Origin of the sequence: Rhizobium bangladeshense (genome assembly GCF_001662075.1) — a bacterium.
Taxonomy (GTDB): domain Bacteria; phylum Pseudomonadota; class Alphaproteobacteria; order Rhizobiales; family Rhizobiaceae; genus Rhizobium; species Rhizobium bangladeshense_B.
This window is the reverse complement of record NZ_LYPL01000009.1, coordinates 216,218-234,393: the sequence shown is the minus strand read 5'-3', so window position 1 is coordinate 234,393 and position 18,176 is coordinate 216,218. Positions and strand designations below refer to the sequence as shown.

The 18,176-nt window shown below is 61.6% G+C and carries 16 protein-coding genes and 1 pseudogene; 13 read left to right on the top strand and 4 right to left on the bottom strand.

Annotation, left to right across the window (positions count from 1 at the left end):
* The first annotated feature begins 127 nt into the window (after positions 1 to 127).
* The 7 genes from glpK (at position 128) to map (ending at position 6,524) form a co-directional block, all read left to right on the top strand.
* The gene (gene glpK, locus A7X77_RS19215; protein ID WP_064684423.1) at positions 128 to 1,621 is read left to right on the top strand and encodes a glycerol kinase GlpK; all 1,494 of its coding nucleotides are present in this window, start codon (positions 128 to 130) and stop codon (positions 1,619 to 1,621) included.
* 141 nt (positions 1,622 to 1,762) lie between these two features.
* Positions 1,763 to 2,137, top strand: coding sequence for a YciI family protein (locus A7X77_RS19210; protein ID WP_064684422.1), 375 nt, complete (start codon positions 1,763 to 1,765; stop codon positions 2,135 to 2,137).
* Positions 2,134 to 3,393 (top strand): RNA polymerase sigma factor, encoded by a 1,260-nt coding sequence (locus A7X77_RS19205; protein ID WP_064684421.1) that lies wholly within the window; start codon positions 2,134 to 2,136, stop codon positions 3,391 to 3,393. Before A7X77_RS19210 ends, A7X77_RS19205 begins: the two co-directional genes overlap by 4 nt.
* Positions 3,394 to 3,490: 97 nt before the next feature.
* Positions 3,491 to 3,958, top strand: a complete 468-nt coding sequence (locus tag A7X77_RS19200) for an SRPBCC family protein (RefSeq protein WP_064684420.1) — start codon at positions 3,491 to 3,493, stop codon at positions 3,956 to 3,958.
* Positions 3,959 to 4,133: 175 nt separating this feature from the next.
* Positions 4,134 to 4,322, top strand: a complete 189-nt coding sequence (locus tag A7X77_RS19195) for a GIY-YIG nuclease family protein (RefSeq protein ID WP_064684487.1) — start codon at positions 4,134 to 4,136, stop codon at positions 4,320 to 4,322.
* A 342-nt stretch (positions 4,323 to 4,664) separates the two neighbouring features.
* Entirely contained in the window at positions 4,665 to 5,726 is a 1,062-nt protein-coding gene (locus tag A7X77_RS19190) for an LLM class flavin-dependent oxidoreductase (protein WP_064684486.1), read from the top strand.
* Positions 5,727 to 5,765: 39 nt separating this feature from the next.
* Positions 5,766 to 6,524 (top strand): type I methionyl aminopeptidase, encoded by a 759-nt coding sequence (map, locus tag A7X77_RS19185; RefSeq protein WP_064684419.1) that lies wholly within the window; start codon positions 5,766 to 5,768, stop codon positions 6,522 to 6,524.
* Positions 6,525 to 6,724: 200 nt separating this feature from the next.
* Here map and A7X77_RS19180 read toward each other — a convergent pair whose 3' ends face one another.
* Positions 6,725 to 7,780 carry a hypothetical protein gene (locus A7X77_RS19180; RefSeq protein ID WP_245293772.1) on the bottom strand — a complete coding sequence of 352 codons (1,056 nt, stop codon included), beginning with the start codon at positions 7,778 to 7,780 and terminating at the stop codon, positions 6,725 to 6,727.
* 489 nt (positions 7,781 to 8,269) lie between these two features.
* On the opposite strand from A7X77_RS19180, the gene A7X77_RS19175 reads away from it, so the two are divergent.
* Entirely contained in the window at positions 8,270 to 9,790 is a 1,521-nt protein-coding gene (locus tag A7X77_RS19175) for an FAD-dependent oxidoreductase (RefSeq protein WP_064684417.1), read from the top strand.
* A gap of 265 nt (positions 9,791 to 10,055) precedes the next feature.
* Here A7X77_RS19175 and A7X77_RS19170 read toward each other — a convergent pair whose 3' ends face one another.
* Positions 10,056 to 10,628, bottom strand: coding sequence for a PadR family transcriptional regulator (locus tag A7X77_RS19170; protein ID WP_064684416.1), 573 nt, complete (start codon positions 10,626 to 10,628; stop codon positions 10,056 to 10,058).
* Between the two features lie 166 nt (positions 10,629 to 10,794).
* On the opposite strand from A7X77_RS19170, the gene A7X77_RS19165 reads away from it, so the two are divergent.
* Positions 10,795 to 11,979: a YbfB/YjiJ family MFS transporter gene (locus tag A7X77_RS19165; RefSeq protein WP_064684415.1), complete on the top strand. Its 1,185-nt coding sequence runs from the start codon at positions 10,795 to 10,797 to the stop codon at positions 11,977 to 11,979.
* A 125-nt stretch (positions 11,980 to 12,104) separates the two neighbouring features.
* Positions 12,105 to 13,370, top strand: coding sequence for a peptide antibiotic transporter SbmA (gene sbmA, locus A7X77_RS19160; RefSeq protein ID WP_064684414.1), 1,266 nt, complete (start codon positions 12,105 to 12,107; stop codon positions 13,368 to 13,370).
* Between the two features lie 204 nt (positions 13,371 to 13,574).
* Here the strand turns inward: sbmA and A7X77_RS19155 are convergent, their stop codons facing one another.
* Positions 13,575 to 14,564, bottom strand: coding sequence for a hypothetical protein (locus tag A7X77_RS19155; RefSeq protein ID WP_064684413.1), 990 nt, complete (start codon positions 14,562 to 14,564; stop codon positions 13,575 to 13,577).
* Positions 14,565 to 14,685: 121 nt separating this feature from the next.
* On the opposite strand from A7X77_RS19155, the gene A7X77_RS19150 reads away from it, so the two are divergent.
* From A7X77_RS19150 to der, 3 genes are all read left to right on the top strand, one after another.
* A complete protein-coding gene (locus A7X77_RS19150) occupies positions 14,686 to 15,270 on the top strand; it encodes an NnrU family protein (RefSeq protein ID WP_064684412.1) in 585 nt (194 codons plus the stop codon).
* Between the two features lie 104 nt (positions 15,271 to 15,374).
* Entirely contained in the window at positions 15,375 to 16,058 is a 684-nt protein-coding gene (locus A7X77_RS19145; protein ID WP_064684411.1) for a tetratricopeptide repeat protein, read from the top strand.
* Between the two features lie 16 nt (positions 16,059 to 16,074).
* Positions 16,075 to 17,496, top strand: a complete 1,422-nt coding sequence (gene der, locus A7X77_RS19140; RefSeq protein ID WP_064684410.1) for a ribosome biogenesis GTPase Der — start codon at positions 16,075 to 16,077, stop codon at positions 17,494 to 17,496.
* A gap of 242 nt (positions 17,497 to 17,738) precedes the next feature.
* Here the strand turns inward: der and A7X77_RS34025 are convergent.
* Positions 17,739 to 18,079 (bottom strand): annotated as a pseudogene (locus A7X77_RS34025) (transcriptional regulator, SarA/Rot family); the annotation flags it as partial.
* Between the last annotated feature and the right edge of the window lie 97 nt (positions 18,080 to 18,176).

Here is an 18,176-nt window from a genome sequence, read left to right as displayed (position 1 = left end):
CGTTGCAACGTTATGGCGAGGTTATGCCCAAAGCCGGCAGGCTGGCAATTCCGCTTTATTCGCTTTTCTCGCCCGCATCCGTGTCCTATTGATTTGCCTCGACAATCGACATGCTCGGGAGGATTTAATGAGCGGATATGTTCTGGCGATCGATCAGGGAACGACGTCGACACGGGCGATCGTCTTCGATGGCGACATGCATGTCGCCGGCAAGGGCCAGAAGGAATTCACCCAGATCTATCCGCGCTCCGGCTGGGTCGAGCACGATGCCGAGGAGATCTGGGATTCGGTCGTGTCCACCGTCAACATGGCGTTGCGCGACGCCGGGATTACGGCGAGGGATGTTGCTGCGCTCGGCATCACCAATCAGCGCGAGACGGTGGTCGTCTGGGAGCGCCAGACCGGCCGGCCGATCCAGAATGCCATCGTCTGGCAGGACCGGCGCACCGCGAGCTATTGCGATAATCTGAAACGGCAGGATCTCGAGAGGCTGTTCACCAGGAAGACCGGCCTGCTCCTCGATCCCTATTTTTCCGGAACGAAGCTTTCCTGGATGCTGGCCAACGTGAAGGGTGCGCGTGCGCGTGCTGCCAGGGGCGATCTCTGCTTCGGCACGATCGACACCTTCCTGATCTGGCGGCTGACCGGCGGCAAGAGCTTCGTGACCGACGCGACCAATGCATCGCGCACGCTGATGTACAATATCGCCGAAAACGCATGGGACGAAGATTTGCTCGAGATTCTCAGGGTGCCGGCCGCCATGCTGCCTGAAGTCAAGGATTGCTCCGCCGATTTCGGCATGGTCGATCCTGAGATCTTCGGCGCCGCGATCCCGATCCTCGGTGTAGCAGGCGACCAGCAGGCGGCAACCATCGGCCAGGCCTGTTTTGCAGCGGGCATGATGAAATCGACCTACGGCACCGGCTGTTTCGCGCTACTCAACACCGGCGCCGACATGGTGCGCTCGAAAAACCGGCTGCTGACCACCATCGCCTATCGTCTGGACGGCGAGACTACCTATGCGCTCGAGGGGTCTATCTTCATCGCCGGGGCGGCGGTGCAATGGCTGCGGGACGGACTCGGGATCATCGGCAGCGCCGCCGAGACCAATGCGCTTGCCGAGAGGGCGGATCCGACGCAGGACGTCTATCTCGTGCCCGCCTTCACCGGTCTTGGCGCACCGCACTGGGATGCCAAGGCGCGGGGTGCGATCTTCGGACTGACACGCAACAGCGGTCCGGCGGAACTTTCGAGAGCGGCCCTTGAAGCGGTCTGCTACCAGACTCGCGATCTCCTCGATGCCATGCAGAAGGACTGGAAGAACGCCGGCGACGACACGGTGCTGCGCGTCGATGGCGGCATGGTGGCCTCCGACTGGACGATGCAACGGCTCGCCGATCTGCTCGATGCCCCGGTCGACCGCCCGGTCATTCTCGAAACGACGGCACTCGGTGCGGCCTGGCTCGCGGGCAGCCGGGCAGGGGTCTGGCCGGACAGGGATGGCTTTTCGGCAAGGTGGAAACGCGACCGTTGCTTCGAGCCCGACATGGATGACAAGGTGCGGGCGGCCAAGCTCAAGGGCTGGAAGAGCGCGGTCCGGCGGACGCTGAGCGAGGGGTGAGGCGCGCTCCAAACCGCATCATAGCGCCGCCTGTCTCCGCAGGCTGCTTGCCTGTTCGGTCGCCTTTCTTTAGATAATTTTTTGATGCGACCTGTCTGCTAAGCGGTTACTCCTTCGTCATTCGGAAAGAGGAGTGACCCGATGCTTTATGCAATCCTTTGTTACGCTCACGAGGAAACCGTCTTCGCCTGGACCCAGGAGGAAGAGGCTGCCGTCATGGAGAAACTTTACGCCGTGCAGGAGCCGCTGGCGAAAGCCGGCAAGCTCGGCCCCGTCGGCCGGCTGATGCCGACGACAGCGGCGACTACCGTGCGCAAAGGCAAGGACGAGCCCTTGGTCATCGACGGGCCTTTTGCGGAAACGAAGGAGGCGCTTCTCGGCTTCTACGTGGTTGACTTCGAAACCCTCGACGAGGCCGTCGCCTTCTCGAAGCAGCTTTCATCCGTCAACCCCGGTTCCACCTCTTACGAAATTCGGCCGTTCTATGTCTTCAGGCCGGGAGATGCTGCATCATGACCGATATTGCCTGGATCGACCTTGCGCTTGCCTCGGCCCGCCCGAAGGCGCTTGGCGCGCTATTGCGCTATTTCCGCGATCTCGATACCGCGGAAGAGGCGTTCCAGGAGGCATGCCTGAGGGCGATCCGGACGTGGCCGGAGAAGGGACCGCCACGCGATCCGACAGCCTGGCTCATCTTCGTCGGCCGCAACAGCGGTATCGATGCGGTGCGCAAGCGGACGAAGCTCCAGGCGCTGCCGGACGAGGAGGTCATTTCCGATACCGAGGATGCCGAAAGCGATATCGCCGATCGGCTGGATGATTCCAATTATCGCGACGACATCCTGCGGCTTCTCTTCATCTGCTGCCATCCCGATCTGCCGGCGACCCAGCAGATCGCGTTGGCGCTGCGCATCGTGTCCGGCCTTTCGGTGACGCAGATCGCGCGCGCTTTCCTGGTTTCGGAAAGCGCCATGGAGCAGCGTATCACCCGGGCGAAGGCGCGTGTCGCCAAGGCAGGCGTGCCTTTCGAAACGCCGAGCCCCGAGGAGAGGGCCGAACGTCTCTCGATCGTCAGCACGATGATCTATCTCATCTTCAACGAGGGCTACAGCCAGGCCGACCCCAAGCATGAGGCGGCCGCCTTCAGCGACGAGGCGATCCGGCTGGCGCGCTTGATGCTGCATATTTTCCCGGCGGAACCGGAGCTGATGGGACTACTCGCGCTCATGCTCCTGCAAATCTCGCGCCGGCCGGCGCGCTTCAGCGCCGAGGGGGAAATCGTGCTCCTTGAAGATCAGGACCGCTCGCTGTGGAACCAGCCCTTCATCAACGAGGCCCTGGCGCTGCTCGACAAGGCGCTGCGGCACCGCCGGCCCGGTCCGTATCAGCTTCAGGCGGCCATTGCCGCCATCCATTCCCGCGCGAAACGGGCCGAGGATACCGACTGGGTCGAGATCGATCTGCTCTACCGTGCGCTGGAGCGGGTGCAGCCTTCGCCTGTCGTAACGCTTAACCGCGCGGTCGTCGTTTCCAAGCTGCACGGGCCGCAGCAGGCGCTCGATCTCATCGATCCGCTTGGCGAGAAGCTCGGCGCCTATTTCTACTATCACGGTCTGCGGGGTGGCCTGCTGAAGCAGCTTGGCTTGTCCCGCCAGGCGCGCGAGGCCTTCGACCATGCCATCGCGCTTGCCCATTCGGCGGCGGAAGCGGCCCATATCCGCCGGCAGATCGACAAGATGCAGGCGGAGGCCGCGCAGCATATCGCAGACTAATCAACGAAATTCGGCGCTGTGTCGGAACGCAAGGTTTGACTCGTCCTTGTAGCAGCCTCATGCGAAACAGGTTTCACTCTAATGGAGAAATGTCGAAATGACCGCCGGCACGCAGCATGAACTCGTCCTCGTCCGCGAATTCGACGCCCCGCGCGAGAAGATCTACAAAGCGTGGACCGATCCCAATCTGCTGAAACAATGGTTCGTCCCGAGCCCTTGGGGTGTTGCAGAAGCGACGCTCGACGTCCGCCCCGGCGGCTCCAGCGTCGTCGTCATGCAGGATCCCGAGGGCAATCAGTATCCGAACCACGGCGTCTATCTCGAGATCGTCGAGAACGAGAAAATCGTCTTCACCGACGCCTATAGCGAGGCCTGGGTGCCTTCCGAAAAACCGTTCTTCACGGGCGTTATCCTACTCGAAAATCTTGGCAATGGCCGAACGAAGTATACGGCCAAGGCGCTGCACTGGCGTGCCGAGGACAAGGAAGAGCACGAGAAGATGGGATTCCACAAAGGATGGGGCAAGGCTGCCGATCAGCTGGCGGAACTGCTGGCAAAGATGTGAGGTGAGGGCGGCGCGGTCGAGGCCCGCGCCGCCCTCAGCTTCACGTGCGATGTGAAGCAGCTTGGAAGGTGATTCCACTGAGGCTTGGAAGTCGTTGAATTTCAGACTGGAATTGGGATCCGGGTGGGCAGGTGTTGCTGTCGACGCGGGACGTTACCTGTGCCAGTCCACCGGCATGAGGGGTTGCGTCTACATCCTCGCATCCGCGCCAAATCGCACGCTCTATACCGGCGTGACGCGTGACCTTGCAGGTCGGTTATATGAGTATCAGAACGAACTGACGCCGCGGCAGTGGAAGCTCAATTTGATCGAGCGGGAGAACCCTGGATGGGAGGATATTTCGTTTCACCTGCTAGGTCTGTGAAGATTCTCTCGTCGCCTGGACGCGCGACTGGTGGATTCCTGTGACGAGCACAGGAATGAGGGGGCTGGTGTCCGCAGTGCTCCAAAACGACCTGATCTGGCACTGCATGTTACGCATTGAATGATAGAGGATATGGAGCGCGGGCTGCACTCCTCGCTCCCTCATTCCTGTTCTCGTCACAGGAAATCCACCAGCGCCGTGATACGGCGCAAAGACTCTTTCCTACGCTACATCGGACGCCGCATCGCTATCGAAATTCTCGAACATTCCGTTCCAGAGTTTGTATTTGCTTTGCCGCTCGCCGGTCCTTATCTCCAGGTTGAATTCAGCGGGATGCAGACGATGGAACTTGGCCTTTACACCTTCGCGGACGTCAATCCCAATCCCTCCCGCAGCAAGGGAGCGGAGGGGGCCGAGCGGCTAAAACATCTTATCGAGGAGATCGAGCTCGCCGACCAGGTGGGCCTCGATGTCTTCGGTCTGGGCGAGCATCACCGGCCGGATTATGCGGCGTCAGCCCCTGCGGTGGCGTTGGCGGCCGCGGCCGTCAAGACCAAAAACATCCGGTTGACCAGCGCCGTCACCGTGCTTTCCTCGGATGATCCGGTGCGCGTCTTTCAGCAGTTTTCAACACTCGATCTCATTTCCAATGGCCGGGCCGAGATCATGGCGGGGCGGGGCTCTTTCATCGAGTCCTTCCCGCTGTTCGGCTATAACCTTGAGGATTACGACCAGCTTTTCGAAGAGAAGCTCGATCTGCTCCTGGCGCTGCGCAACAGCGAGACGGTGGAGTGGGAGGGCGAGCTGCGCGCGCCGATCCGCGGTCGCGGCGTCTATCCCAGGCCGCTGCAGGATCCGCTGCCGTTGTGGGTTGCGGTCGGCGGCACGCCGCAGTCGGTGGCGCGTGCCGGCGCGCTCGGACTGCCGGTGGCGCTCGCCATCATCGGCGGCGAGCCGCGCCGTTTCGCGCCGCTCTTCGATCTCTACCGCGAGGCGGCGCGCCGGGCAGGGCAGGATCAGGCGAAGCTGAAGACCAGCATCAATGTTCACGGCTTCATCGCCGATACGACCGAGGCGGCCGCCGACCAGTTTTACGGGCCGCAGGCGGAAGTGATGAACCGCATCGGCCGCGAGCGCGGCTGGGGACCGACCAGCCGGGTGCATTTCGATCTGTCGCGCGGGCCGAACGGCGCGCTTTTCGTCGGCGATGCCGAGGCGGTCGCGGAAAAGATCATCGCCCATCACACACTTTTCAGAAACGACCGCTTCCTGCTGCAGATGGCAATCGGCCTGATGCCGCATGCTGAGATCATGCGCGGCATCGAGCTCTACGGGACGAAAGTCGCTCCGATCGTCAGAAAGGCATTGACTGAAAGGGGCGAAGGGGCGAAAGCCACGGCTTGAGGCGGCTGCGCCGCGCCCGCGCAAGGCCGGAAGAGACGAATGGTTATCGCAAACGACGATGAACTGACAAAGCTCAAGGAGATCGGCCGGATCTGCGCCAACGCCATCCAGGTGATGGCGGCAGCGATGGAGCCGGGCATGACGACGCTGGAGCTCGATCGGATCGGCCGTAAGGTGCTTGAGGATTCCGGCGCGCGCTCGGCGCCGGAGTTCTGCTATCAGTTTCCCGGTGCGACCTGCATCAGCGTCAACGAGGAAATCGCCCATGGCATTCCCGGGCCACGTGTCATCCAGGCTGGCGACCTGATCAATATCGACGTCTCGGCCGAGAAGGAGGGCTTCTTCGCCGATACCGGTGCTTCCTTCGCAGTGCCGCCGGTCAAGCCGAAGATCGAACGACTCTGCCGCGACGGCAGGCGGGCGCTCTGGGTCGGCCTCAACCAGGTGAAATCGGGTGAGCCGCTGGCAAAGATCGGCACCGCCGTCGGCGCTTTCGCCCAGAAGAACCGTTATACGCTGGTTGCCAATCTGGCGAGTCACGGCGTCGGCCGTTCGCTGCACGAGGAACCAGCCGAGCTCTCCACCTGGCCCGATCCTTTGGAAAAGCGCGTCATGACGGACGGTCTCGTCTTTACGGTCGAGCCGTTCCTTTCCCTCGGCGCGACATGGGCCGAGGGCGGCGACGATGCCTGGACGCTCTATGCCGATCCGAAGGCGCCGACCGTGCAATATGAGCACACGGTGGTTGCGACGCGGAACGGACCGGTGATTTTGACTTTGCCGGACGGACGGGCGTAGGGCTCAGGTCGCAGGGCTTTCTTCCTTCGTGGGGCGTTGGCGAACCCGCCTCGTCCTTCGGGGCTCCTGCGCGGCACCTCAGGATGAGGCTCTCTTGACGCCGCCAGCAACCTCCTGCCCTCGATTAACAGCGTGGCATCGTCTTTCATGACCTGTCTCAGGAGCGTTGGGCAACACCCTGTCGTCAGGGATGGAGTTGGTCAGAGCGACTTCAAATATTCGATGAGGTCGCCTTTTTCCTCAGCGCTCAGGTTTAAGTTCAGATGGTCGTTATAGTGCGCGACGACATCCTCCAGCATGGCGAACCGCCCGTCGTGGTAGAAGCCACCCTTGTGGACCTTGTCCATGTTCCACAAGGCCCGCAGCGGTGCTGTCCGGTAGCGGCCGTCCGGGGCTCGTTTCGCCTGGAAATCGTCTATCCCGATCTCGTCCCCCGTGTGCAGGTTCCAGCCGGGTTCGGTGAAGAGCGGCGGCACATGGCAGGTGGCGCACTTGGCCTTGTCGTTGAAGAGGGTCTTTCCTTTTTCCGCCGCCGCACTGTCGAAGGTGCCTTCCGGCGGCTGCGGAGTAGGCAGGGACAGCTGGTAGAAGTGTAGCGCCGGAAGTTTGGCGGTGATCCGGTCTTCCTTGTCCTGCTTGTGGCCCTGCTTTGTCCTGGCGGCGACCGGATATTTCTCGGCGTCGTCGAGACGCGGATCGTAGAACGTGCCTTTGCCATGCATTTCGAGGTTGCCGACATAGGCGTTCCAATAGCTGACGGTCCCCCAGGCTCCCGTCCAGGTATGGTTGTTCACGCCCGCCAATCCGAAAGCGGGCGGATTGAGCGTGGCCGACGTCTTGCCATCCGGCCGGAATGCCTTTCCATCCAGGTTGAGTTCGGCATCGAACTTGCCAGGCCCCCAAGCTTCGACCGCCTTCTTCACGTCGGCTTCCGAAACCTGCAGCATCTCGGTGAATGCCGTGAGGTCGGGCGCCAGCGCGACGATTGCACCGATGTTCAGGTCGCGGTTGGGCCAGCCATCCAGCCGATGGCCGATGCCGGGAGCGTAGGCGTCGTCGACCGTCGAATGGCACACCGCACACTGGATTCCGACCGACGTCAGCGTCTTTCCGTCCGCGCCGAAGAATCCGGTTGCCCCGACAACGGCGTTGGCCTTCAGCAGAAGGAGCGTGCTGGCCGGATCGTCGAGATCAACGTCGCCTTTACCAAGCGCAACGGCGACGTCCTTTGGAATGGCATTAACGTCGACCTTCAATCCGAGCTCCAGAGCTTTCTTAGGACTAAGGCCTGGTCCTTTGCCGCCCAGCTTCTCACCCGCGATCGCCTCGTGAAGCTTGAGTTTGCCTCCCCAGAAGTCCTCGCTCCCGAACGTGTCAAAACGGAATGTCTCACGGCCCTCCTCCAGGTATCGTCTGGCTTGATCGGCCGCCGCGGCGTCAAAGTCCTTGCCGCCGACAGTAGGACTTTTGGACGTTTGGGCAGCAGCGGGAATTATCGTTGAAGAGAGGAGAAGGAGGAAAAGAGCTGCGGTACCCTGAGAGTGCAGAGACATAGAATTCCCTCCACGCAGCCGACGTTTTCGGCAAGCGCATCTAGATTTACGTCAATGACAACAACTCCCACCACTATATTATAGACTGCTAAAGTAGCAAGGGATTCCCTGGCTCCTGCCCGTCTGAGGCTCCGTTCGGAACATTCGGTTCATCCGCCCATTTACCGCGGATAGGACTGGGAGAAACTCCGCATGAATGCGAGCGACGAACGGACCATGTCTCTCTGGTCGGACATCGAGGTCGCGCCCGACGCAGCGCCTCTCGCCCGCAACGAAGACTTCGACGTCGTCGTGGTGGGGTCTGGAATTGCAGGCATGTCGATAGCGTACGAGTTGGCCGCCGCGGGGCAGAAGGTTGCAGTCCTCGACCGAGGCCGGATAGGCGGCGGCATGACGGCCCGCACAACTGCACACCTTGCGTCGATATGCGACGACTACTTTTCGGAACTCATCGACTTGCGCGGCGAGGAGCTGGCGCGGCTCTATTTTCAGAGCCACTCTGCGGCGATCGCGCGCATCGAGGCGATCCAGGCCGCGGAACACATCTCATGCGACTTCCGTCGGCTCGACGGCTTTCTCTTTCCCGCCTCTGGAGGGGCGGAAGCCGATCTCCAACGTGAGTTCGAGGCGGGCCTGAAGATAGGCATCGCCGTCGAGGAAGTCGCGAACTTGCCGCTTGCCGGGCATGCGGACACGCCCGCCCTGCGATATCCTGATCAGGCGACATTCCATCCGCTCAAATATCTTCGCGGTCTGGCCGCCGGAATTCGGGCTCGCGGCGGCACCCTCTACAGCGAGACGATTGTCGATAAGGTCGAAGAAACCGCCGGCGGGGTGCGCGTGGGAACGAACTCCGGCCTCACCGTTACCGCCAGGTGGGCCATCGTGGCGACCAACTCGCCTATCAACGACAGGGTTGCACTCCATACGAAGCAGGCGCCCTATCGAACCTACGCAATGGCGTTCGAGATTGCACGCGGCATCGTACCGGATGGTCTCTACTGGGATACCGAGGACCCCTACCACTATGTCCGCCTTCATCCCGGCGACGACGAGAGCGATTTCCTCATCGTCGGCGGCGAGGACCACAAGACTGGCACGGCCGACAACGCTGACGATCGCTTCGCCGCTTTGACATCCTGGATCAGAAAACTGGTGCCCGATCTCGGGGCCGAAACCCACAGATGGTCCGGGCAGGTGATGGAGACCATCGACTATGCCGGCTTCATCGGCCGCAATCCCGGCAACGAACGGCTATTTGTAATCACCGGAGATTCCGGCGAGGGCATGACCCACGGCGTGGTGGCCTCACTCCTGATCTCCGAGGTCATTCTCCGGGGCGACAGTCCCTGGCGCGAACTTTATGAGCCATCCCGGAAGACAGTCAGCGCGGTCGGCCATTACCTTGCCGAGAACGCTACAATGATCAAGAATTTCGCCGAGTATGTCGCGCCCGGCGAAATCGAGTCTGTCGATCGGCTGCGACCGGGAGAAGGTGCTATCGTCCGCGAAGGAATGACCAAGATCGCAGCGTTCCGCAGCGACGATGGCACGCTGCACAGGCGGTCTGCCACGTGCACGCATGTCGGCTGCCACGTGCACTGGAACTCCCTGGAACGGTGCTGGGACTGTCCTTGCCACGGATCGCACTTCGCGGTGGATGGAACGGTCCTGAACGCACCAGCAGTTTCGCCCCTGCCCAAGATCGACTGAGTGTTGCTCCGGTGAGCTGACGCAGAGTGAGCGCACTATACGGACGGCTCAGGCCGCAGGGCTTCTTCCTTCGTGCGGCATCCTCCGACGCTCCTCGGCGCGAAGCCCAAAGGGCGCAGCCTCGAAGGATCAGACCTATGTTGCTACTTGCATTCATCCTGCAAACAGCGCGCCCTGCCTCGTCCTTCGAGCCCCCTCAAGTTGAGGTTCTCTTGTGTCGGCGGCAGCATCCTCGGACGCGCCGACGTCGGGACCAGCCCCGTCTTCACCCCCGCGCTTGCGGCCTGCCGCCCTGCAGGATTTCCGTCGCAGCGCGTTCCAATATTCCGGCGATGCGGGCGGCTTCGGATTTCGACCAGGGATAACGCATCCTGAGGGCCGAGCGCAGCAGCATGCGGGCGGCGCGGATATCGCCGCCGTCCTGCATGAAGTCGCCGTCATCGCTGTCGGCGCCGTCGCGGTCGGTTTCGAAAACACGCTTCACATAGGCCATCTTCTCGCCGATGCGTTCGAGCTTGGCGAGCGTGTGAAGGATCATGTCGCGGTTTTCCTCGACACGGCGGCGGCCGGCCGCGGTGATGCGATAAAGCTTCTTGGTGCCCTCGTTCTCAACTTCGGCAAGCCCGGTTTCCTCGAGATAGGTGAGTGCGGGATAGATGACACCAGGGCTCGGCACATAGAAGCCGCCGGAACGCTCCTCCAGCAGCTTAATCAATTCGTAACCGTGGCGCGGCTGCTCGGCGAGCAGGGCGAGGATTACGAGTTGCAGATCGCCCGCCGCGAATTTGCGGCCCATGCGAAACGCTTCGCCGAACATGCCGCCTTTAAAACCTCTCATGGCTCTTCCTTTCATAGCTGGATGTATCGTTAGCTATGTCGTAAAACATATATCGTAAGATAACTACTTTCAAGGCGAGCCGGGATTTTTTCGACTTTCCGGAAATTGATCGACCGATCAGAAATAGTCGTTTGCGGTACCGGTGCTGCGGCGCGATAAGCACTGCATGCTTTCCCGCCCGCCTCGCTCTCAGCCAAACCTCGTTGCCACCGCCGCTGCAGGCGCCGTTGCCATGGCTGCGGCCATGGGCTTCGGGCGCTTCTCCTATACCCCGATCCTTCCCGGGATGATGAGCGGCGTGCCGCTTTCGGCAGCGGATGCCGGCTTCATCGCTTCGGCCAATTTCGTCGGCTATCTCGTCGGCGCCGTGCTTGCGGCCTATGGCTGGGCGGCGGGGCGCGAGCGGCTGGTGGCGCTGCTGGCGCTCTTCGCCACCGCAATCCTGCTTGCCGCCATGGCCGCCACCGATTCCGTCGCGGTCTTTGCCGTCATCCGCTTCCTCGCCGGCCTCGCCAGCGCCTTTGCGATGGTCTTCACTTCGTCGATCGTGCTCAGCCACGGGGCTGCGGCCGGCAATGACCATGTGCAGGCGGCGCATTTCGGCGGGCCGGGGGCGGGGATCGCGCTTTCCTCGGTGATGGTGCTATTGATCGGTCTCGGCTTTCACGACGGGCCGGGCGGCTGGCGCGCCGATTGGATCGGTGGGGCAATCTATTGTGCGATAAGCCTGGTCGTCGTCTACCTTCTGCTGCCGTCGGCGCCGGCGCAAACGGCGCAGGCGGGCAAGGAGCCGGCGCTCAACTGGAGCCGGCCGATGGTGCTGGTAACCCTGTCTTACGGCCTGTTCGGCTTCGGCTATGTCATCACCGCGACCTTCCTCGTCACCATCGCCCGCCTGTCGGCAACGGGAGCTTTCGTTGAATTCCTCTGCTGGTTCATCGCCGGTCTGACGGCGGCGGTGGCGCTGTTTGCCTGGAGGCCGCTGGTGAGGCCCCTCGGGCTCGGCGGCGTGTATGTCGCGGCGCTTCTGGTCGAGGCGGCCGGCGTGCTGGCGACTGTGGCGCTGCCGCCCTCGGTCGCACCGCTGATCGGCGGAGCCCTGTTCGGCGCGACGTTCCTCGCGATCACGGCTTACGGGCTGCAGATCGGCCGCAAGCTTTCGCCCGAGAGCCCGCGACGAATTCTGGCGATGATGACCGCTGCCTTCGGTCTCGGCCAGATCGTAGGGCCGGTCGTTGCCGGCTGGATCGCCGAACGCTCAGGCAGTTTCACCGTCCCGACGGTGATCGCCGCCGTCGCACTTCTGGTCTGCGCGGCCCTGGTGATGCCCGTGATCAAGAAAGTCGCCTAACCGGTTACATCTCCGTAACAATCGGCCGAACCCATTGCTGCTTCCTTCGAACTGCCTTAGTTTCCGGCACAATCAGTGTTCCCAGACACTCCCGAGACTCCCAGTTCAGGAAAGCAAAACCCACCGTGTTTCATTCGTTTTTTCCCCAGCCGAAACCTTTCTTCATTTCGCTTGTCGTGTGGACATTGATTTCAATATTCGGCTGGTATTTTGTCGCCGAGGGCCTCGGTGCGTCGCTTGGCTTTGTGCCGGTTCCGGAAGAGCAGCAGCCGATCGATCTTTCTTTCTTCCTGCTGCCCGAAAATATCTGGTTCTACAGCTACTTCTTTCTCTCGGCGGTGATTTTCTGCGGCGCATGGCATTTGAAAGCGCTGCACCATCCCTGGAAGCTGTGGTCGATCTGGGGTTCGGCGCTCATCATTTTCGTCACCTATTTCGGCGTCCAGATCACGGTCGTGATCAACAACTGGCGCCGGCCCTTCGGCGATCTTCTCCAAAACGCCTTGTCGAAGCAGCCGGGCATTTCCGTCGACAATTTTTACAGCCTAATGTGGGTCTTCTGTCAGATCGCATTCCTCAGCATGTTCGTGTCGATCATGACCGACTTCTTTACGAGCCACTACATCTTCCGCTGGCGCGCTGCGATGAACGACTTCTACATGTCGAAGTGGGAAAAGCTGCGTCACATCGAGGGCGCCTCGCAACGCGTTCAGGAAGACACGATGCGTTTTTCGAGCACCCTCGAAGGTCTCGGCATCAGCCTGATCAACTCGGTGATGACGCTCGTGGTCTTCCTTCCGATCCTTCTGACGCTCTCGCATTACGTGACTGAACTGCCGGTCATCGGGCCGTTGGCGAATTCACTCTTCTGGCTGGCGCTCTTCTGGTCGGCATTCGGTACGCTGCTTCTGGCGGTCGCCGGTATCAAGCTGCCGGGCCTGAACTTCCGCAATCAGCGCGTCGAAGCCGCCTATCGCAAGGAACTCGTCTATGGTGAGGATCATGCCGAGCGGGCTCAGCCGCTGACGGTCAGGGAACTCTTCAACAACGTTCGGCGGAACTATTTCCGCATGTATTTCCACTACATGTATTTCAACGTCGCCCGTTATTTCTACATTCAGGCAGACGCGCTCTTCGTGGTCTTCATGCTGGTCCCGACGATCGTTGCAGGCACGATCACCTATGGCATCTTCCAGCAGATCTCGACCGCCTTCGGCCAGGTCAGCAACTCGTTCCAGTATCTGGTCAACTCCTGGACGACGATCATCGAACTGCTCTCCATCCACAAGCGCCTCAAGGCTTTCGAGGCTGCTATCGACGACGAGCCTCTGCCGGCGATCGACCAGCATTATCTGGAGCGGGAAGCCGGTGTTGTGCATGCTGATGGGTGAGGGATGAGGCTTGGATGGATGAGCGGGGCTTTAGTGCGTGCTGTGCCGCAAGGCCCCTCATCCGCCCTAATCGGGCACCTTCTCTCCGCTGGGGAGAAGGGGGAATCACGGGCCACTTGCTTCCTCTTCTCCCCAGCGGGGAGAAGGTGGCCCGAAGGGTCTGATGAGGGGGACGCGACACGTCGTTCCGATTGTGAAACTACGTCAGAGCCCTGACGTCTGCTGCAGCTTGCCGCGGGCCTCGATCATCGGGATCGCTTCAGAATAGCTGACGCATGCGACATCGGCTCGACGGCAGACGTCGCTGACCAGGCGGTCCAGCGCCCGCCAGTAGGCGCCGCCGTTCATTTCGACGAAGTGGAAGCCGAGTTGGAGTGGGGTGCGGTTGCCGTTGTACTGGCGGTCGAAGGCCTGGGAGAAGGCGGCGTAGGCACGGTCTTCGAATTCCTTCGAATCCGCGCGGTCTTCCTCACCCTTGGAGTGGCGGACGAAGAGATTGTAGTCCATGCCGATGATCGGTTTTTCGTTCGGGCCTTCCGGAATTAGCGGCAGGCCGAAGCGGATGATGCCGTCTTCTTCGACTGGCATGGCCGGGCCTTTGGTGACGAGGCTTGCATCGTAAGTAAAGCCCGCCTTCTTTTCGGCGGCGATCATGTCGGCGCCCGCGGTTGCCGAGAGATAGGGGGCGCGAAAGCCCTTGATGCCATGATCGATAAGATCCTGCCAGCCGGCCGGCTCGTCGAGGCCGACGCTTTTCCAGGCATTCTTCAGCGTCGCATGGAAGGTGGCGTATTCGGACGACCAGTCGGCCTCGCTCCAGAGGCGGCCGTCGAAATGACCGCAGGCATGGCTCGAGATGTCGTGGCCTTCGAGATGGGCATGCCAGATATTGCCGAGGCGTTCGCGGATTTCGTCGTCGCTCTGGGCGAAGCCGACATTGGACTTTCCGCGTTTCTGATGCGGCGCCTGGTAGGCCTTCTTCGCCGCCTCGTTCATCAGGAAGGTGCAGGAGAGGAAATAGGTGAAGTGGGCGCCGTTCTTCGCGGCCATCTCGCGGCTCTTCAGCCACAGCGCATTATCATGGGCGCCGTCGAAGGAAATGATGACCAGTTGCTTCGGCCGGTCGGCCCCCACTGCAGTGACGGGAAGAAGGAACGAGGCAGCCAGACAGGCGGAGAGGAGAGGACGAGACATGGGCACCGCGAGAATTTGTTCGCGGTTTCCCTCCAATAGAATTGCGGCGAAGCTGCGGTCTCAACTGGTATTTTTTCCCGTCAGCCGCTAAGTCATGACAAACTGCAAGGAAGGGACCGCAATGGCACTGCTCATCGTCGGCATCATACTTTTTCTCGGTGTGCATCTGGTGCGGGTGGTGGCTCCGGGCCTGCGCCGCTCGATGATTGCAAGCCTCGGCGAGCGGGGATGGCGGGCCGCCTATTCGATCGCGAGCATCCTCACGCTGATCTTGTTGATCTATGGATTCGGGCAGGCGCGTCAGGTGACGGGCATGCTCTACAATCCGCCGGTCTGGACGGCGCATATCGCGATCACGCTGATGCTGATCGCAATGATCTGTCTGGTCGCATCGCTGCTGCCGGCGGGGCATATCGCGACGAAGACCAAACATCCGATGGTGCTGTCGGTGAAGATCTGGGCGCTGGCGCATCTGCTCGCCAACGGCGAGACCTCGTCGGTCCTGCTGTTTGCGGCATTCCTCGCCTGGGGCGTGATCTTGCGCATTTCGCTGAAACGCCGCGAGCGGGCAGGCGAAATCACGCTCCGGCCCTTCGTCTCTGCCATGTATGACCTCTATGCCATCGTCATCGGCATCGTCGTCTGGGCGCTGATCATCTGGAAGCTGCACGAATGGTTGATCGGGGTTTCGCCGCTCGTGATGTGACGAATCTTGGATATCCCCCTTACAACGGCGGCAAAATGGAGTAGAAGGCCCCGACAATATGCATCCAGCATAGTGTGTGGGTATTTCCGCGGCCGGAGACGAGAATGGCATTCAACGACGACAGCTTCATCCGTGAAGTCAATGAGGAATTGCGGTCCGACCAGATGAAGGGCGTCTGGCGCCGGTTCGGCCGCTATATCATCGTCGTCGCCATCCTGATCGTCGTCGGCACTGCCGGCAAGGTTCTCTTTGAATATTGGGACGATACCCGCTCCTCCGGTGCTGGCGACCAGTTCCTGGCGGCAATGAAGCTTGCCGACGAGAACAAGAACGATGAGGCGCTGGCCGCACTCGGCGAGCTGGAGAAGGAAGGGCATGGGGCCTATCCGGTGCTGGCGCGCATGCGGGCCGCAACCGTCCAGGCGCAGAAGGGTGACGCCGCCGCGGCGATCACCGCCTTCAACGAGATCGGCAAGGACAATAGCGTGCCGGCCGCCGTGCGCGATGCCGCCAGGATGCGTGCCGGCTGGCTGCTGATCGAGAACGGCTCCTACGAGCAGGTTTCGGCCGCGGTCGAGGAAATGGCCGTGCCCGGCAACGCCTTCCGCCATTCGGCGCGCGAGGCACTCGGTCTGGCCGCCTACAAGGCCGGCAACCCGGCGCAGGCGCGGCAATGGTTCCAGTCGATTATCGATGACGGCGAAAGCCCGCGTCCTGTTGCCAATCGCGCCCAGATGATGCTCGATCTCATTACCGCATCCGGCAAGGCGCCCGCCGCGCAGGGCTGAGTTTTAAGGAAAAAGAATGAGTTTCACGGTCGCCATCGTCGGTCGTCCGAATGTCGGCAAGTCGACGCTTTTCAACCGCCTGGTGGGCAAGAAGCTTGCGCTCGTCGACGATACGCCCGGCGTGACGCGTGACCGCCGCCCGGGTGAGGCGCGGCTGATGGACCTGACCTTTACGATTATCGACACGGCCGGTCTGGAAGAGGCCGACGAGGAAAGTCTGCAGGGCCGGATGCGCGCCCAGACGGAAGCGGCGATCGACGAGGCCGATCTTTCGCTTTTCGTCGTCGATGCCAAGAACGGGCTGACACCGGTGGATACCGCCCTTGCCGAAATGCTGCGCCGACGCGGTAAGCCGGTGGTGCTCGTCGCCAATAAATCCGAAGCGCGCGGCTCCGATAGCGGCTTCTACGACGCCTATACGCTGGGGCTTGGCGAGCCGACGCCGATTTCGGCCGAGCACGGCCAGGGCATGCTCGACCTGCGCGACGCGATCGTCGAGGCGATCGGCAAGGACCGTGCCTATGCCAAGGACGATGTCGCGGTTACCGATGTCGACATTCCGCCTGGCGACAACGAGGCCGACGGCGAGGATGAAGAGCCGATCTATGACGACACCAAGCCGCTCAGGGTGGCGATCGTCGGCCGGCCGAATGCGGGCAAGTCGACGCTGATCAACCGTTTCCTCGGCGAGGACCGGCTGTTGACCGGGCCGGAGGCCGGCATCACCCGGGACTCCATCTCGGTCGAATGGGATTGGCGCGGTCGCACCATCAAGATGTTCGACACCGCAGGCATGCGCCGCAAGGCGCGGGTAACGGAGAAGCTGGAGAAACTTTCGGTCGCCGATGCGCTGCGCGCCATCCGCTTCGCCGAGACGGTCGTCATCGTCTTCGACGCGACGATCCCCTTCGAGAAGCAGGACCTGCAGATCGTCGATCTCGTGCTGCGCGAGGGACGCGCCGCCGTCCTCGCCTTCAACAAATGGGACATGATCGAGGACCGGCAGGCGGTGCTTGCCGACCTGCGCGAAAAGACCGACCGGCTGTTGCCGCAGGCGCGCGGCATCCGCGCCGTCCCGATCTCCGGCCAGACCGGCTGGGGGCTGGACAAGCTGATGCAGTCGATCATCGACACCGACAGGGTCTGGAACAAGCGTATCTCGACGGCACGGCTCAACCGCTGGCTGGAAACGCAGCAGATCCAGCATCCGCCACCGGCCGTGTCCGGCCGGCGCATCAAGCTGAAATACATGACCCAGGTCAAGGCACGCCCGCCGGCCTTCATGATCTCCTGCACCCGCTCCGACGCGCTACCGGAATCCTATACGCGCTATCTGATCAACGGGTTGCGTGCCGATTTCGACATGCCGAGCGTGCCGATCCGCATCCATTTCCGTTCGCCTGATAATCCGTACGAATCGAAGAAGAAGCGGACGTAGGTTTTTGGCGCTGGTGTTTGGGACACCTCCCTCTGCCCTGCCGGGCATCTCCCCTACAAGGGGGGAGATCGGATGGGCGTTAGGGTTTGCCCAAACAACTGCCGGATGGTTATTCCCATGCGCAAGATGGGGTCGATGGTCCAACCTCTTGCCGATCTCCCTTCTTGTGGGGGAGATGCCCGGCAGGGCGGAGGGGGTACCCCAAGCGGCGCGATAGCTGTTCGAGCTATCAGCGTCTCATTCACGCTTCCATTCAGCGCCTCACGCAACGCCACGATCTCGCCTGGAACCGAGCAAGTTCCCCAGCTTCACGGCCGGTCGCTTCCACGATGCAGCCGGGAATGCCGATCGCCTTTCCCTCAGACGAATACCCGCCTCGCTGAGCCGGATGACGACGACGCGTTCGTCCGCGTTGCTGCGCTCGCGGTTGATTTAGCCGGCGCTTCGAGGTGTTGAGCAGCGGCGTCAGCGTGCTCGATTCCAGGAAGAGTTTCTCGCCGAGGCCACCGACAGTCTGGCCGTTCTGTCCCCATAGCGCGACCATGGCCAGATATTGCGGATAGGTGAGGCCGAGCGTGTCGAGTTCAGCTGATCCTGTATGGGGGCATCTCCAAAACCCAGCGAATTTATATCGTGCAATAAATAATCGTAAGCGATGTTTATGCAAGGCTGATATGCGA

What these genes read in the sequence shown, in the direction of transcription:
- glpK (WP_064684423.1), top strand. Translation starts at nt 128, where the DNA reads ATGAGCGGATATGTTCTGGCGATCGATCAGGGAACGACGTCGACACGG.
- A7X77_RS19210 (WP_064684422.1), top strand. Translation starts at nt 1,763, where the DNA reads ATGCTTTATGCAATCCTTTGTTACGCTCACGAGGAAACCGTCTTCGCC.
- A7X77_RS19205 (WP_064684421.1), top strand. Translation starts at nt 2,134, where the DNA reads ATGACCGATATTGCCTGGATCGACCTTGCGCTTGCCTCGGCCCGCCCG.
- A7X77_RS19200 (WP_064684420.1), top strand. Translation starts at nt 3,491, where the DNA reads ATGACCGCCGGCACGCAGCATGAACTCGTCCTCGTCCGCGAATTCGAC.
- A7X77_RS19195 (WP_064684487.1), top strand. Translation starts at nt 4,134, where the DNA reads ATGAGGGGTTGCGTCTACATCCTCGCATCCGCGCCAAATCGCACGCTC.
- A7X77_RS19190 (WP_064684486.1), top strand. Translation starts at nt 4,665, where the DNA reads ATGGAACTTGGCCTTTACACCTTCGCGGACGTCAATCCCAATCCCTCC.
- map (WP_064684419.1), top strand. Translation starts at nt 5,766, where the DNA reads ATGGTTATCGCAAACGACGATGAACTGACAAAGCTCAAGGAGATCGGC.
- A7X77_RS19175 (WP_064684417.1), top strand. Translation starts at nt 8,270, where the DNA reads ATGAATGCGAGCGACGAACGGACCATGTCTCTCTGGTCGGACATCGAG.
- A7X77_RS19170 (WP_064684416.1), bottom strand. Translation starts at nt 10,628, where the DNA reads ATGAGAGGTTTTAAAGGCGGCATGTTCGGCGAAGCGTTTCGCATGGGC.
- A7X77_RS19165 (WP_064684415.1), top strand. Translation starts at nt 10,795, where the DNA reads ATGCTTTCCCGCCCGCCTCGCTCTCAGCCAAACCTCGTTGCCACCGCC.
- A7X77_RS19155 (WP_064684413.1), bottom strand. Translation starts at nt 14,564, where the DNA reads ATGTCTCGTCCTCTCCTCTCCGCCTGTCTGGCTGCCTCGTTCCTTCTT.
- A7X77_RS19150 (WP_064684412.1), top strand. Translation starts at nt 14,686, where the DNA reads ATGGCACTGCTCATCGTCGGCATCATACTTTTTCTCGGTGTGCATCTG.
- A7X77_RS19145 (WP_064684411.1), top strand. Translation starts at nt 15,375, where the DNA reads ATGGCATTCAACGACGACAGCTTCATCCGTGAAGTCAATGAGGAATTG.
- der (WP_064684410.1), top strand. Translation starts at nt 16,075, where the DNA reads ATGAGTTTCACGGTCGCCATCGTCGGTCGTCCGAATGTCGGCAAGTCG.